Origin of the sequence: Kitasatospora sp. NPDC052868, from assembly GCF_044547105.1 — a bacterium.
GTDB lineage: Bacteria > Actinomycetota > Actinomycetes > Streptomycetales > Streptomycetaceae > Kitasatospora.
The window spans coordinates 543,214-556,927 of record NZ_JBITZW010000002.1; the positions used below are offsets into that span (position 1 = coordinate 543,214).

Sequence of the window (13,714 nt, forward strand, 5' to 3'; positions counted from 1 at the left end):
CCCCCCCGAACGGACCGACCGGCATCGGCCGGATCCCGCCCGTGCGCAGGATCGCGCCTGTCGCGCGCATCACCCGCATGGGTACCACGCCCCTCGCCTGTCCGTCAGTTCCAGTACCAGGCCGGTGAAGTAGCGCGCGGACACGCAGGTCGTTGAAAACCGACTCGCGCCCGGCTGTGGGCTTCCGGGCGTTCCTTGCCCGGGCCGGCCGCCCGACCGCGGTCGGGCGGCCGGTCAGCCTCAGTGGGCGGTTCCCGAGGGGAATCCGAGCCGCACCGCCGGGCGCCTGCTGCTCGCCGAGGACGCGGCCACCGTCGTCCGCCCGCACAACACCAGCGGCGCGGTCAAGGCCGTGCAGGGCGCCTGCGCCTTCGAGGACGCCTGGCGGACGGCCGGCTCCTGGGCAGAGCTGCTGCCCGCATACGACCGCGAACGCGGCGCGGTGGGGCGGGAGATGGTCGAGGTCGGCCGGCGACTCGGACGGGCCCAGGTGACCGAGGCGCCGGACTGGTCGGTCATGTATGAGGACGCGATGACCGCCTGGTGGCGCCAACAGGTCGCCGGGACGGGCGGGTTCGGCGGGCACGCGCTCGGACGCCCGCCGACCAACCGTCAGGCCGACTGACCAGACGGGGCGTTCGCCCCGGCCGCACGGCTTCACGACTCCACGACCGTCCTCGGACGTTGACGCCGTGGTCGGTCACGACCCCGAGGCCGTCCTCAGACGTTGACGCCGTAGTCGGTCGCGATGCCGCGCAGGCCGGAGGCGTACCCCTGGCCGATGGCCCGAAACCTCCACTCGGCGCCGTTGCGGTACAGCTCGGCGAAGACCATCGCGGTCTCGGTCGAGGCGTCCTCGGAGAGGTCGTACCGGGCGATCTCCTGGCCGTTGGCCTGGTTGACGATCCGGATGAACGCGTTGCGGACCTGGCCGAAGCTCTGCAGGCGGGCGTCGGCGTCGTAGCGGCCACCACCAGCAGCGCGCTCGCAAACAGGCGACGCCTCCTACGCTCCACCACGACCTCCGTCGATGCCGGGCGAACCGATCGCGACTCCGGTCCGGTACAGCTCCACCAGCAGCGGCCGCAACGCCCGCCCGGTCTCCGTCAACCGGTGGCTCGTCCGCACCGGGAACCCGCGCAGACGCTCGCACACCACCAGCCCACGCTCCTCCAACACCCGGAGTCGGTCGGCGAGCACCTTCGGGCTGATCTCCGGGAGCCGGGTGCGCAGTTCACCGAAGGAGAGCGGCCCGTGCATCAACTCGCGCAGCACCAGCGTCGTCCAACGCCCCGCGACCGCCGCCAGCGCCACCTCCACCGGGCAGCCTGCCTCCGGGCGAGCCGTCCGACCCTGCTCGTCGGGGACCAGCTCATCGTCCCAACGCCGTTGCACCGCGTGACTTCCCGTTTGGTGACCTACGCCGCCGCCGATTTCACTGCCCTCATGACGCATCCCGCCACTCTCCCCCTGACCACCGAGGCCGAACAACACCCGGCCGTCTTCGCCGCCGCCTTCAACTCGGGCGACCTCGCCGCCGTCCAGCAGGTCTACGCACCGGGCGCCGTCTTCGTCCCCGCCCCCGGCTCCCCCGTCACCGGCCCCGAACTCACCCGCGCCAGCGCCGACTTCCTCGCCCTCGGCCTCCCCATCACCGTCCGCCCCCGGCACACTTACGTCGCCGACGATATCGCCCTGCTCATCGTCGACTGGACCATCGACGGCCCCGGCCCCAACGGCACCCACCTCCACCTCGAAGGCACCGCCACCGACGTCGCCCGCCGCGAAGCGGACGGCACGTGGCGGTACGTCATCGACAACCCCTTCGGCACGGCGGACCGCTGAACACCATCGAAGGCAGCGCCACAACCTGCTGATCGAGACGCCAGGCCCAAAACCACTCGGAGGTAGGTGTTCTCGGGAAATCCCCCAGCGGGCGCGAACAGCAGCCGAGTCCGCCGGGTTTCACTCCAGGAAGCCATGGATCGGCCAACGCTGTCCACTGGCCATCCTGGCGTATGCGCGCTGTTCCCTTCCGAGTTCCGGCCTGGAAGCATGTCGCCATGCCGTCTCGCATCTATCAGATTGTTGTCGCTCTCACCACAGCACTGGCAACAGTAGCGGTCATCTCCTTGGCTGCATGGTTCTACGACCAACGAGGAATGGAAAGCCCGGAAGAATCCCCGAATACCAACCGGGCTCCAAGCCCTACCCGCTCGGCGACACCCTGGCCTCCGCCCGACGCCGCCGCCGTTTCGAGGCTGACTACGGCCCTGGCTGAAATTGACCCCGAACTAGGCTACGGGATCCCCGGGATAAGGGCTCAAAAAGTGTGCACCGAAATCAACGGAGGATCTGACGAAGCGAGTATTCTCCGGTACGCAATGTCGGTGTTCGCAGGAGACGGAAGCTTCACCATCAGCAAGGAGCAAGGCGGTCGCATCGTGGCTGCAGTGCACGAGATCATCTGCCCGAATGCGCCGTCCTGATACGCCTCGATCATATGGATACGGCCTGCGACGAGAATCGGGGTTCTCGTCGCAGGCCGCCGCAATCAAGTACTCAGGTAAATTCCAACTAGGTCAGCCGGCCAATCCTGGACCGAAAGGGCTATTGTAGAAGAACCCGTTGGGAGTGCTGTTGAGTATGTCGGGAAAGTCTCTCCCAAGGGCGAACTCGCCACTGGAAACCTGCCGACGCACCTCCGAGACGATGTAGTCGATAGCCGCCTTGTACCCTTCGTTGTTCAGACGGGATATCGTCATGTCCAGATCGTCGTCATCGAGTTCGTGAGCCGTCCGGGATGCGATGCCCAACCAGCGGTGGTTCTTCCGGTCGCAGTGACGCCCTGAGCAGGTCAACCCCGCACGGATGCCGCAGCCCTGTCGAGCGAACTGCTCGGCGGGGCTGCGGTGTTCGGCACGAGGTCAGGGGGTACGGAAGGAGACGGTGGTGCCCGGTGGGGCGGCCGTGGGGGCGGTGGTGCTGCCCGCGGTGGTGCCGAGGGTGCGTTCGGCCTTGGCGAGGGCCGCGCGGTAGTAGAGGGAGGCGAGTTGAGAGGAGCCGCTGTCGCGCTGGAAGAAGCCGTAGGCGAGGGCGACGTTGCCGAGGCGTTCCAGGGCGAGGTAGCCGTTGAGTTGGACGCCGGCGAGGGTGCCGTCGAGGCGGACGGCGGGGGCGTCGGGGCGGTCGCCGAGGGCGAGGGGGGTGACGGTGAAGCTGACCTCGGAGTCGGTGCCGCTGTTGAAGGTCAGGGTGTGGCAGGTGTTGAACGCGTCGCTGAAGGCCGCGAAGTCGGTGGTGAGTTGGGCCTGATCCTCGGCGGTGAGCGACTCGGTGATCATCGGGTTGGCGTCTTCGCCGTCGAACTCGACCTCGGCGTGGGGCTGTTGGGGGGAGACGCCGGTGTCGTGCCGGTTGAGGAGGGCGCTGAGGGCCTCGCAGCCGCTCACCGGTGACGGGGTCGCACCGGGGGACGCGGCCTCGGAGGCGGGTACCTCGGTGAAGTTCGGGCCGAGTTCGGCGACGGTGAGCAGGGCCGTCCGGAGCTGCTCCGTGGTGGGCAGGTCCGCGGTGGGCAGGTCCGCGGCCGGGGCGGCGGCCCGGAGTTCGATGGCCGTCGCGGTCTGCGGGCCGGCGAATCCGGTCGCCCCGAGGGTGGCCACGGTGACGACGGCGGCGGCGGTCAGGGCGAGGAGAGGCCTCGGGTGTGACGACATGCGGGCCCCCGGTCGATGGTACGGGCAGGGACGGGAACGCGGGAGGAGGGGACGGGAGACAGGCACCCAGTGTCCCACCCGGCCTGCCGACCCGCCCGAGGGGAGGAGAATCCGCAGGTCAGGACTGGTCCGACGGCGGCAGCGCGGCCAGCGTCTCGGTGAGCCACTCCACCCAGAAGGCCTCCAGCCCGAGGCCGGCCCGCAGTACGGCGTGCTGGAGGCGGTTCTCGTCCGCCGCCTTCTCGGGCGGGAAGTCGCGCTGCTCGATCTCCAGGTAGCGGGCCAGCTGCGCGCGGTGCAGGGCGAGATGGCGCTCCAGTTCGGCGTCCAGGCCGCTCGCGCCGACCACCGCCGCCGCGCGCAGGCGCAGCAGCAGTGGTTCGCGGATCGTCTTGGGCTCGTCGCCGCCGGCCGTCCAGCGCTCCAGCTCCGCGCGGCCGGCCGGCAGCACCTCGTACTCCTTCTTCTGGCCGCGCACCGGGCCGGTGGCCGCGAGTGCGCGGATCAGGCCGCCGGCCTCCAGCCGACTCAGCTCGCGGTAGATCTGCTGGTGGGTGGCGGACCAGAAGAAGCCGATCGACTTGTCGAACCGCCGGGTCAGCTCCAGCCCCGAGGACGGCTTCTCCAGGAGGGCGGTGAGGATGGCGTGTGGCAGCGACATGCGTCGATCCTAGGGCCCGACCCACCCGAGAGGCCGAACAGCGTCAGAGGGCGGCCGCCAGTTCGGTGCCCTGCTTGATGGCCTGCTTGGCGTCCAGTTCGGCGGCCACGTCGGCGCCGCCGATCAGGTGCGGGGTGAGGCCGAGGCCGCGCAGCGCCGTGTCCAGGTCGCGGCGCGGCTCCTGGCCGGTGCACAGGACGACGGTGTCGACGGGCAGCAGTTGGCGCTCGCCGTCCACGGTGATGTGCAGCCCGGCGTCGTCGATGAGGTCGTAGGTGACCCCCGCCTGCATCACGACGCCGCGGTGCTTGAGCTCGGTGCGGTGGATCCACCCGGTGGTCTTGCCGAGGCCGGCACCGACCTTGCTGGTCTTGCGCTGGAGCAGGTGGACGCTGCGCGGGGACTCGGGCCGCTCGGGGCGGGCGAGGCCGCCGCGCTCGCGGTACTCGGGGTCGATGCCCCACTTGCGGTGGAACACGGGCGGGTTGAGGCTGGCCGCGTCGCCCTGGTCGGTGAGGTACTCGGCGACGTCGAAGCCGATGCCGCCGGCGCCGAGGATGGCGACCCGCTCGCCGACCGGCGCGCCGTCGCGCAGCACGTCCAGGTAGCCGAGGACGCTGGGGTGGTCGATGCCGGGGAGGTCGGCGGGGGTGCGCGGGGTGACGCCGGTGGCGAGGACGATCTCGTCGAAGGCCTCGGCGGCGAGCTGCGCGGCGTCCACCGTGGCGCCGAGGCGCTGGGTGACGCCCAACTCGGCCAGCCGGGTACGGTAGTAGCGCAGCGTCTCGTTGAACTCCTCCTTGCCGGGGATCCGCCGGGCGATGTTCAACTGCCCGCCGATCGTCTCGGCGGCGTCGAACAGGGTGACGGCGTGGCCGCGTTCGGCGGCGGAGACGGCGAAGGCGAGGCCGGCCGGTCCGGCGCCGACCACGCCGATCCGCTTGCTCAGCCGGGTCGGGGCGAGCACCAGCTCGGTCTCGTGGCAGGCGCGCGGGTTGACCAGGCAGGAGGTGATCTTGCCGCTGAAGGTGTGGTCCAGACAGGCCTGGTTGCAGCCGATGCAGGTGTTGATGGAGTCGGCGCGGCCGCCTTGGGCCTTGGCGACGAAGTCGGCGTCGGCGAGCAGCGGGCGGGCCAGCGAGACCAGGTCGGCGCTGCCCTCGGCGAGCAGCTGCTCGGCGATCTCGGGGGTGTTGATGCGGTTGACGGCGACGAGCGGGACGGCGACCGAGCCCATCAGCTTCCTGGTGACCCAGGCGTAGGCGCCGCGCGGGACGGAGGTGGCGATGGTGGGGATGCGCGCCTCGTGCCAGCCGATGCCGGTGTTGATGATGGTCGCGCCGGCCGCCTCGACGGCCTTGGCGAGCTGGACGACCTCGTCGAGGGTGGAGCCGCCGGGGACGAGGTCGAGCATGGAGAGGCGGTAGATCAGGATGAAGTCGGGGCCGACCCGCTCGCGGACCCGGCGGACGATCTCGACGGGGAAGCGCATCCGCTGCTCGTACGCGCCGCCCCACTCGTCCTCGCGCCGGTTGGTTGCGGCGGCGATGAACTCGTTGATCAGGTAGCCCTCGGAGCCCATGATCTCGACGCCGTCGTACCCGGCGCGGCGGGCGAGGTCGGCGCAGCGGACGAAGTCCTCGACGGTCTGCTCGACCTGCTCGGGGGTGAGCGCGTGCGGCACGAACGGGCTGATCGGGGCCTGCAGGGCGCTGGGGGCGACCAGGTCCTGGTGGTAGGCGTAGCGGCCGAAGTGCAGGATCTGCATCGCGATGAGGCCGCCGGCGGCGTGGACGGCGTCGGTGACCACGCGGTGGCGGTCCGCCTCCGCCTCGGTGGTGAGCATGGCGCCGCCGGACCAGGGGCGGCCGGCCTCGTTGGGGGCGATGCCGCCGGTCACGATGAGGCCGACGCCGCCCCGGGCGCGCTCGGCGTAGAACGCGGCCATGCGGTCGAAGCCGCCGCGGGCCTCCTCCAGGCCGACGTGCATGGAGCCCATGATCACGCGGTTGGGGAGAGTGGTGAAGCCGAGGTCCAACGGGCTCAGCAGCCGGGGGTAGGGGCTCTCGGCCTGCTGGGCCTGCGGGGTGGGCCGGAGCTCCTGGGGGTCGTTGCTCATCGGTGCTCCTGGTGCGGCGGGCGGCTCGTTGCCACCAAACGGTAGGGGACTCCCCCAGGGTTATGCAACCAGTTGCATAAGGGCGCCCGGCGGGCACCGACGGGGAGGCCGACCGAGAGAGGGGCCGCGAGGGTACGGCGGATTTCGCTGACCGGCCGTCAGCACGCCACCTATTACGCGTATGGTCATACCGCAGTAGTCGCTTCGGGGAGGGCACGGTCATGCGCGGTGACACGGACGGCATACGCGGCGGATCGATCGCCGTGGTCGGCGGCAGCATCGCCGGCTGCGCCTTCGCACGGGCGGCCGCCCGCAACGGCGCCGAGCAGGTGGTGGTGCTCGAACGCACCCCCGGCCGGCTGGAGGACCGCGGCGTCGGGCTCTGCGTCCACGACGACCGCTTCGCCGAACTGGCCCAGGCCGGCCACCTCGACGACGGCATCCGCCGCCACCGGCTCACCGAGCGCCACTGGGTCGCCCGCGACGGTGCGGCCGGCCCGCGCGGCCGGCTGCTCTGGGTGCAGCCGATGCCCTTCCACTCCTACCACTGGGGCGTGCTCTGGCAGGCCCTGCGCGAGCGCACCCCCGACACCGTCGCCTTCCGGCTCGCCGAGACGGTCGCCGGCGCGGGCGGCGACCAGGACGGCGCCTGGGTGGAGGGCGCCGACGGCCGCCGGGAGTCGTACGACCTGGTCATCGGCGCCGACGGCTACCGCTCGATGGTCCGCGAGGCCGTCTGCCCGGAGGCGCGGCCCGAGTACGCCGGGTACATCTGCTGGCGCGGCAGCTTCCCCTCCGAGCACCTGGCGGAACTGCCCGGCGGCGCGGGCGTCTGGCCGGAGACGGAGGCGATCACGGCCTGCTTCCCCGGCGGCCAGTGCGTGATCTACCGCATCCCGGGGCTGACCCCGGGCTCCACCCAGGTCAACTGGGTCCTCTACGGCGCCCCGCCGGCCGAGCTCGGGCGGCGCCTGGACAACCCCACCAGCATCCCGCCCGGCGAGCTCACCGACGAGCTGCTCAGCCACGGCAGGCGGCTCGCCGAGGAGCAGCTGCCGCCCTACTGGGCGGGGGTGCTCGGGCTGACCCCCGCCGAGCGGACCTTCGTCCAGCCGATCTACGACCTGGAGACCCCGCGCCGTACCTCGGGCCGGCTGCTGCTCGCCGGGGACGCGGCCACCGTGGTCCGCCCGCACAACACCAGCGGCGCGGTCAAGGCCGTCCAGGACGCCTGGGCGTTCGAGAACGCCTGGCGCGAGGGCGGCTCCTGGGCGGAGCTGCTCGACTCCTACGACCGCGAGCGCGGCCAGGTCGGGCGGGAGCTGGTGGCCCTCGGCCGCCGACTCGGCACCGCCCAGGTCGGGCCGCAGGCGCCGGACTGGTCGACCATCGACGAGGCCGGGATGACCGCCTGGTGGCAGCGCCAGGTCACCGGCGGCGGCGGGTTCGGCGGCCAGGCGCTCAGCGCTCCCCCGGCACCCCGGCAGGCCTCCTCGGCGGCCCCGCTCCGGCACCGCTGACCGGCCCCCGGCACCCCCGGGTGCCCTCAGGTGGCTCGGTGCCCTCGTCGGACTCCGGCGCGCGGCCCGGAGCACCCGCGCACCCATCGCGACCAGGCGCGCCCGCGCACTCGTCCCGACGAGGCGCACCCGCTCACACGTCCCGGCGCCGCACGGCCGCCAGCCCGAGCAGGATCGCGGCCGCCGGCCAGAGCGCGAGGACGATCCAGGAGCCGGTGACGGTGGCGTAGTCGAAGCCGCTGCCGCTCCCGGGCGGCGGTGACCAGTGCTGGACCAGGCGCTTCCAGGCCGAGGCCACCATCGCGTGGTTGATGTCGGCGGACCAGCGCTGCGAGGTGGAGAAGAACGGCGGCAGCAGCAACAGGACGAAGGTGGTGGTGGCCGTGGCCCCGGCGGCGTGCCGGACCAGGGCCCCCAGGCCCAGTCCGACCAGCGCGCAGACCGGCGCCAGCAGCGCGGACACCAGCACGGCCCGCGCCAGCCCGGGGTGGCCGGGCGGGACGTCGGCGTGGCACCCGCTCAGGACGGTCTGGGAGACGGCGAACGAGCCGATCGAGACGACCGTGCCGACCGCCGTCCAGACCGCGGCGACCACCGCCGCCTTGGCGAGCAGCACCGACCCGCGGGCGGGCACCGCCACCGTCGTGGTCCGGATCAGTCCGCTGCCGTACTCACCGACCACCGCGAGCCCGCCGACGCAGCCGGCCACGAGCATCAGCGTCAGATAGCCGGCCACCGGGTAGGCGTCGAAGACCTGGAAGCCGTCGTCGCGCCGGGCGCCGGGATCGAGTCCCGCCAGCCGGGCGCGGTCCGCCGTCGAGGCCACCACGGAGGACCCGACGACGACGAGCGTGACGAGGGCGAGCGCCCAGGGGGTGGAGCGCAGCGACCGCATCTTGATCCACTCGGCGGCGACCAGGTCCCCGAAGCGGGCGGGCGGTTCGGCCGCCCGGGAGAGCGGCGGAGCGGAAGGGGCGGCGAGCGTGCTCATCGGGTCCGTCCTGACTGGTACTCGACGCTGTCGGCGGTCAGTTCCATGAAGGCCTCCTCCAGGGAGGCACTGCGGGTGGAGAGTTCGTGCAGCACGATCCGGTGCTCGAGGGCGAGCGCACCGATCCGGTCGGCGGCCGTCCCGGTCACGACCAGCCGCTCGGCGCCGGCCGAGCCCTCCGGTTCGACCGTCGCGCCGGCCGCGGTCAGCAGCACCGTCAGTTCGGCGGCCTGCGGGGTGCCGACCAGCACGCTGGACCGGTGGTCGCCGCGTGCCGCGAAGGTCCGCACCGACTCGGCGGCGATCATCCGGCCCCGGCCGATCACCACGAGCTGGTCGGCGGTCTGCTCCATCTCCGACATCAGATGGCTGGAGAGGAAGACGGTACGGCCCTCGGCGGCCAGTCGGCGGAAGAGCCGGCGCGCCCAGAGCACCCCCTCCGGGTCCATGCCGTTGACCGGTTCGTCGAACATCAGCACGGGCGGGTCGCCGAGCAGCGCGGCGGCGATGCCGAGCCGCTGCTTCATCCCCAGCGAGAACCCGCCGATCCGGCGTCGGCCCGCCTCGGCCAGGCCCACCTCCGCCAGTACCTCCGCCACCCGGCGCCGCCCGATGCCGTTGCTGCGGGCCAGCGCCGCGAGGTGCGCCTCGGCGCTCCGGCCGCCGTGGACGTGCCCGGCGTCGAGCAGGGCCCCGGCGTGCCGCAAGCCGCGCGGGTGGCTGCGGAACGGGACGCCGCCGACGGTGGCGGTGCCGCCGGTGGGCGTCTCCAGCCCGAGGATCATCCGCATCGTGGTGGTCTTGCCTGCGCCGTTCGGCCCGAGGAACCCGGTGACCTGCCCGGGTCGGACGGTGAAGGACAGCCGGTCGACGGCGGTCTTGTCGCCGTATGTCCTGGAGAGTTCGTTGACTTCGATCACGGGCCCCACCCTTTCGCCCGGACGGGGTGCGGCGCGTCTGCCCGGGGGTGGCAGATCGCGCGGACGGACCATCCCGGGGATGTACGCCCGTGGGCCAATGTCCGGCCGGCGGCGGGCCGATAGGCTCGCGGAATGACGAGAAACAGGCTGATGACCTGGGGCGGGGGCCTGCTGTACGCCTTCCTGGTAGCGGTGTTGCTCACCGGGGCGCCCCGCGCGCCCGGCGGTCTGCACGCCGCCGGGACGGTACTCGCGTTCGGCCTGCTGCTCGGAGTGCTGCGGCGCAGCCCGCCGGTGGCGCTGGCGCTGACCCAACTCGCCGCCCTCGGCGTGCTGGAGCTCGCCCCGGGCAACGGGCCGGCCCGGTTCACCCCCTTCCTGGTGGTGGACTTCGTCCTGGGCGTCATCGTCGCCACCCGGTCCCGATCGGTGCGCACCGCCGCCGTCTCGGTGACGGTGCTGCTGCAGGCCATGGCCCTCGGCCTGTACACCGGGCCGGACGCCATGCTCGGGATGGGGGTGGTGGCCCTGCTGGCGATGGCGACCTCCGTCATGGTCGGACTGCTGGTCCGGGAGCGCCGCGAGCACGCGACGGCCCTGCGCTCGCAGGAGGTGGCCGAGGCGGTGACGGCCGAACGGCTGCGGATCGCCCGGGAGTTGCACGACATGGTCGCGCACAGCATCGGCATCATCGCGATCCAGGCCGGGGTCGGCGGCCGGGTCATCGAGACCCAGCCCGCGGAGGCCCGCGAGGCGCTGCGGGCCATCGAGGCCACCAGCCGGGAGACCCTGTCGGGCCTTCGGCGCACCCTGGTGGCCCTGCGTCAGGCGGATCCGCACCCCGGCTCGGCGCAGGCGCCGCTCGGCCCGACGCCCGGCCTCGCGGACCTCGAACGACTGGCGGCGGCGACCGCGGACGCGGGGGTCCGGGTCGAGCTGCACTGGGCCGGTGACCAGCGCCGACTGCCGGCCGACATCGATTTGTCGGCCTACCGTATCGTGCAGGAGGCGGTGACCAACGTGGTCCGCCACGCGGGCACCGGGCACTGCCGGGTGGCCGTCGACTACGGGGTGGAGGAGTTGTCGGTGGAGGTCGTCGACGACGGGCGCGGCATACCGGCCGGCGGGGGATCGGCTGACGGCGGATCGGCCAACGGCGGATCGGGCTTCGGCATCACCGGCATGCGGGAACGGGTCAGCCTGCTGCACGGCCGGTTCAGCGCCGGGCCCCGGCCCGAGGGCGGCTTCCGGGTGTCGGCCCGGCTGCCGCTGCCCGAACCCGTCGGGGCCGCAGCCGCAGTTGGAGCCGGCGTCAGGGCCGGAGCCGGGGCGGGCAGCCGATGAGCATCCGCGTCCTGCTCGCCGACGACCAGCCGCTGGTCCGCTCCGGCCTGCGCGTGATCATGACCGACCACCCCGACCTGGAGGTGGTCGGCGAGGCCGCCTCGGGCGCCGAGGCGGTGCGGCTGGCCCGCGAGACCGGCCCGGACGTGGTGCTGATGGACATCCGGATGCCCGGCATGGACGGCATCGAGGCCACCCGGCTGATCGCCGGATCCTGCCCCGCCACCCGCGTCCTGGTCCTGACCACCTTCGACGAGGACGAGTACGTCTACGGTGCGCTGCGGGCCGGCGCCAGCGGATTCGTCGTCAAGGACATGGCGGTGGACGACATCCTCGCGGCGGTCCGGGTGGTCGCGGCCGGGGACGCCCTGATCGCGCCGGGCGTCACCCGCCGACTGATCGCCGACCTGCTCGACCGGCCTGCGCCCACCGCGCAACGCCCGTCCCGGTCGGTCGAGGGCATCACCGAGCGCGAGCGGGAGGTGCTCACCCTGGTCGGCCGGGGCCGGTCGAACACCGAGATCGCCGACGAGCTCGTCATCTCGGTGGCCACCGCGAAGTCCCACGTGGCCCGGCTGTTCACCAAGCTGAACGCCCGCGACCGGGTCCAACTCGTCATCACGGCCTACGAGATGGGCCTGGTCGCGACGCCGCGGTGAGGCGCCGCGCCCAGGCGCACCGGCCCGAGCAGCCCTACCGGCCCTACCGGCCCTACCGGCTGGACAGGGCCTAGACGTTCACGCCGTAGTCGGTCGCGATGCCGCGCAGGCCGGAGGCGTACCCCTGGCCGATGGCACGGAACTTCCACTCCGCGCCGTTGCGGTAGAGCTCGCCGAAGACCATGGCCGTCTCGGTCGAGGCGTCCTCGGTGAGGTCGTAGCGGGCGATCTCCCGGCCGTTGGCCTGGTCGACCACCCGGATGAAGGCGTTGCGGACCTGGCCGAAGCTCTGCAGCCGGGCGTCGGCGTCGTAGATCGACACCGGGAAGACCACCTTGGCCACGTCGGCCGGCACGGCGGCCAGGTCGACCCTGATCTGCTCGTCGTCCCCGTCGCCGCCGCCGGTCAGGTTGTCGCCGCTGTGCTCGACCGAACCGTCGGGGCTGTGCAGGTTGTTGAAGAAGACGAAGTGCTGGTCCGAGACCACCTTGCCGAGCGCGGTGCAGAGCAGCGCGCTCGCGTCCAGGTCGTAGTCGGCCCCGGTGGTGGTGCGCACGTCCCAGCCGAGTCCGACGATGACGGCGGTCAGCCCCGGCGCCTCCTTGGTCAGCGAGACATTGCCGCCCTTGGCCAGCGAAACTCCCACGATGCCCTCCTCGGTTGCTCTCCCTGGCAATGAATCTACAACACTGTAGAGATCACCAGAACGCATCCGCCCACAACCGGCACCACCCGCCGGGGCGCGCGCCATCAGCCCCGGGGCGCGCCCAACAGGGCCGAGACGTGCGGCGGCAGCAGACAGGCCTGTCGGGCCAACAGGTCGACGAAGGCCGCCGTGAGCGGGTCGGGCCGGGTTCGGGTGTACGCGACCAGTGGGCGCCGCACCGGCGGTTCGGGGCGGCGGACCAGTCCGTCGAAGCCCGGGGGGACGATGTTCGCGGGTACCAGCGCGGGCCCCAGCCCGGCGGCGGCGAGCAGCGGCGCGGCCGCGGTCTGCTCGGTCCGCACGGCGGCCCGCGGCCGGAACCCGGCCTCCGCGCAGATGCCGTCGACCAGTTCGGCGAGGCCGTTGCCCGGCGCGTAGTGCACCCAGGGGCGGTCCGCCAGCTCGGCGAGCGGCACCGTCCGGCGGTCCACCTCCTCGCCCTCGGCGCCCCCGGCGTCCCCCGCGTCCTTCGCGGGCAGCGCCAGGACGAACTCCTCGACGCCCAGCTCGCGGATCGGCCCCTCCCAGTCCGGCGGCGGGGTGCCGACCGCCACGTCCGCCTGCCCGGCGGCCATCGCCGCGCGCAGCTCGTCGTTGTGCGCGTACTCGCGCAGCCGGATCCGCACCTGCGGGTGCTCGCGGCGCCAGGCCCGCAGGACCGGCGGCAGGATGCCGAGACTGACCGAGTAGACCGTGGCGAGCTCCAGTTCACCGCAGTCCAGACCGGCCGCGAGCCGGGCGGCGGTGCGCAGCCGTTCGGCGTCGGCGAGGGCGGCGCGGGCGTGCGGGAGGACCGCCCGGCCCATCGGCGTCAGCCGCACGGCGCGCGGCAGGCGCTCCAGCAGGGCGCCGCCGACGGACCGCTCCAGCGCCCGGACCTGGTGGGAGAGCGCGGGCTGGGTGACGTGCAGCAGTTCGGCGGCCCGGGTGAAGGAGCCGGTGTCGACGACGGTCACCAGGTACTCGAGCTGTCGCAGCGTGGTCATGCAGGGAGTTTATGGCCAGGGGAGAAAACAAGCCTTGGACGCATCACCGCTGGTGGGAGGAGGGTCGGAGCAACACCACTCGACCTCTG

The 13,714-nt window shown here is 72.8% G+C and carries 15 protein-coding genes and 1 pseudogene; 6 read left to right on the forward strand and 10 right to left on the reverse strand.

Annotated features, from left to right (window positions below):
- The first annotated feature begins 352 nt into the window (after window positions 1-352).
- On the forward strand, window positions 353-625 hold the full coding sequence (locus ACIGZJ_RS06050; protein WP_396456153.1) for a hypothetical protein: 273 nt from the start codon (window positions 353-355) through the stop codon (window positions 623-625).
- A gap of 95 nt (window positions 626-720) precedes the next feature.
- Here the strand turns inward: ACIGZJ_RS06050 and ACIGZJ_RS06055 are convergent.
- Both ACIGZJ_RS06055 and ACIGZJ_RS06060 read right to left on the reverse strand, forming a co-directional pair.
- Window positions 721-963, reverse strand: a pseudogene (locus ACIGZJ_RS06055) (TerD family protein); the annotation flags it as partial.
- 42 nt (window positions 964-1,005) lie between these two features.
- Window positions 1,006-1,395, reverse strand: coding sequence for a winged helix-turn-helix transcriptional regulator (locus tag ACIGZJ_RS06060; protein WP_396456154.1), 390 nt, complete (start codon window positions 1,393-1,395; stop codon window positions 1,006-1,008).
- A gap of 51 nt (window positions 1,396-1,446) precedes the next feature.
- Between ACIGZJ_RS06060 and ACIGZJ_RS06065 the strand changes: the two genes are divergently transcribed.
- On the forward strand, window positions 1,447-1,845 hold the full coding sequence (locus tag ACIGZJ_RS06065; protein WP_396456155.1) for a YybH family protein: 399 nt from the start codon (window positions 1,447-1,449) through the stop codon (window positions 1,843-1,845).
- A gap of 218 nt (window positions 1,846-2,063) precedes the next feature.
- Window positions 2,064-2,489 carry a hypothetical protein gene (locus ACIGZJ_RS06070; protein ID WP_396456156.1) on the forward strand — a complete coding sequence of 142 codons (426 nt, stop codon included), beginning with the start codon at window positions 2,064-2,066 and terminating at the stop codon, window positions 2,487-2,489.
- 93 nt (window positions 2,490-2,582) lie between these two features.
- Here the strand turns inward: ACIGZJ_RS06070 and ACIGZJ_RS06075 are convergent, their stop codons facing one another.
- The 4 genes from ACIGZJ_RS06075 to ACIGZJ_RS06090 all read right to left on the reverse strand — a co-directional run bounded on the left by ACIGZJ_RS06075 (window position 2,583) and on the right by ACIGZJ_RS06090 (window position 6,499).
- Window positions 2,583-2,816 carry a hypothetical protein gene (locus ACIGZJ_RS06075; RefSeq protein WP_396456157.1) on the reverse strand — a complete coding sequence of 78 codons (234 nt, stop codon included), beginning with the start codon at window positions 2,814-2,816 and terminating at the stop codon, window positions 2,583-2,585.
- 111 nt (window positions 2,817-2,927) lie between these two features.
- A complete protein-coding gene (locus ACIGZJ_RS06080) occupies window positions 2,928-3,719 on the reverse strand; it encodes a hypothetical protein (protein ID WP_396456158.1) in 792 nt (263 codons plus the stop codon).
- Window positions 3,720-3,837: 118 nt separating this feature from the next.
- Window positions 3,838-4,380, reverse strand: a complete 543-nt coding sequence (locus tag ACIGZJ_RS06085) for a PadR family transcriptional regulator (protein WP_392932077.1) — start codon at window positions 4,378-4,380, stop codon at window positions 3,838-3,840.
- Window positions 4,381-4,423: 43 nt separating this feature from the next.
- A complete protein-coding gene (locus tag ACIGZJ_RS06090) occupies window positions 4,424-6,499 on the reverse strand; it encodes an FAD-dependent oxidoreductase (protein ID WP_396456159.1) in 2,076 nt (691 codons plus the stop codon).
- A 221-nt stretch (window positions 6,500-6,720) separates the two neighbouring features.
- On the opposite strand from ACIGZJ_RS06090, the gene ACIGZJ_RS06095 reads away from it, so the two are divergent.
- Window positions 6,721-8,019, forward strand: a complete 1,299-nt coding sequence (locus tag ACIGZJ_RS06095; RefSeq protein WP_396456160.1) for an FAD-dependent monooxygenase — start codon at window positions 6,721-6,723, stop codon at window positions 8,017-8,019.
- A gap of 133 nt (window positions 8,020-8,152) precedes the next feature.
- On the opposite strand, the gene ACIGZJ_RS06100 is transcribed toward ACIGZJ_RS06095, so the two are convergent.
- Window positions 8,153-9,010 (reverse strand): ABC transporter permease, encoded by an 858-nt coding sequence (locus ACIGZJ_RS06100; RefSeq protein ID WP_396456161.1) that lies wholly within the window; start codon window positions 9,008-9,010, stop codon window positions 8,153-8,155.
- A complete protein-coding gene (locus ACIGZJ_RS06105; RefSeq protein WP_396456162.1) occupies window positions 9,007-9,930 on the reverse strand; it encodes an ABC transporter ATP-binding protein in 924 nt (307 codons plus the stop codon). The genes ACIGZJ_RS06100 and ACIGZJ_RS06105 overlap by 4 nt, the downstream gene beginning before the upstream one ends.
- A 132-nt stretch (window positions 9,931-10,062) precedes the next feature.
- Between ACIGZJ_RS06105 and ACIGZJ_RS06110 the strand changes: the two genes are divergently transcribed.
- Both ACIGZJ_RS06110 and ACIGZJ_RS06115 read left to right on the forward strand, forming a co-directional pair.
- A complete protein-coding gene (locus tag ACIGZJ_RS06110; RefSeq protein ID WP_396456163.1) occupies window positions 10,063-11,274 on the forward strand; it encodes a sensor histidine kinase in 1,212 nt (403 codons plus the stop codon).
- Window positions 11,271-11,933, forward strand: coding sequence for a response regulator (locus ACIGZJ_RS06115; RefSeq protein WP_396456164.1), 663 nt, complete (start codon window positions 11,271-11,273; stop codon window positions 11,931-11,933). Before ACIGZJ_RS06110 ends, ACIGZJ_RS06115 begins: the two co-directional genes overlap by 4 nt.
- A 70-nt stretch (window positions 11,934-12,003) precedes the next feature.
- Here the strand turns inward: ACIGZJ_RS06115 and ACIGZJ_RS06120 are convergent, their stop codons facing one another.
- Together ACIGZJ_RS06120 and ACIGZJ_RS06125 are read right to left on the reverse strand one after the other, a co-directional pair.
- Window positions 12,004-12,579: a TerD family protein gene (locus ACIGZJ_RS06120; RefSeq protein WP_392932089.1), complete on the reverse strand. Its 576-nt coding sequence runs from the start codon at window positions 12,577-12,579 to the stop codon at window positions 12,004-12,006.
- 104 nt (window positions 12,580-12,683) lie between these two features.
- Window positions 12,684-13,625, reverse strand: coding sequence for a LysR family transcriptional regulator (locus ACIGZJ_RS06125; RefSeq protein ID WP_396456165.1), 942 nt, complete (start codon window positions 13,623-13,625; stop codon window positions 12,684-12,686).
- Between the last annotated feature and the right edge of the window lie 89 nt (window positions 13,626-13,714).

What these genes read in the sequence shown, in the direction of transcription:
- ACIGZJ_RS06065 (WP_396456155.1), top strand. Translation starts at nt 1,447, where the DNA reads ATGACGCATCCCGCCACTCTCCCCCTGACCACCGAGGCCGAACAACAC.
- ACIGZJ_RS06100 (WP_396456161.1), bottom strand. Translation starts at nt 9,010, where the DNA reads ATGAGCACGCTCGCCGCCCCTTCCGCTCCGCCGCTCTCCCGGGCGGCC.
- ACIGZJ_RS06085 (WP_392932077.1), bottom strand. Translation starts at nt 4,380, where the DNA reads ATGTCGCTGCCACACGCCATCCTCACCGCCCTCCTGGAGAAGCCGTCC.
- ACIGZJ_RS06090 (WP_396456159.1), bottom strand. Translation starts at nt 6,499, where the DNA reads ATGAGCAACGACCCCCAGGAGCTCCGGCCCACCCCGCAGGCCCAGCAG.
- ACIGZJ_RS06070 (WP_396456156.1), top strand. Translation starts at nt 2,064, where the DNA reads ATGCCGTCTCGCATCTATCAGATTGTTGTCGCTCTCACCACAGCACTG.
- ACIGZJ_RS06080 (WP_396456158.1), bottom strand. Translation starts at nt 3,719, where the DNA reads ATGTCGTCACACCCGAGGCCTCTCCTCGCCCTGACCGCCGCCGCCGTC.
- ACIGZJ_RS06125 (WP_396456165.1), bottom strand. Translation starts at nt 13,625, where the DNA reads ATGACCACGCTGCGACAGCTCGAGTACCTGGTGACCGTCGTCGACACC.
- ACIGZJ_RS06110 (WP_396456163.1), top strand. Translation starts at nt 10,063, where the DNA reads ATGACGAGAAACAGGCTGATGACCTGGGGCGGGGGCCTGCTGTACGCC.
- ACIGZJ_RS06095 (WP_396456160.1), top strand. Translation starts at nt 6,721, where the DNA reads ATGCGCGGTGACACGGACGGCATACGCGGCGGATCGATCGCCGTGGTC.
- ACIGZJ_RS06115 (WP_396456164.1), top strand. Translation starts at nt 11,271, where the DNA reads ATGAGCATCCGCGTCCTGCTCGCCGACGACCAGCCGCTGGTCCGCTCC.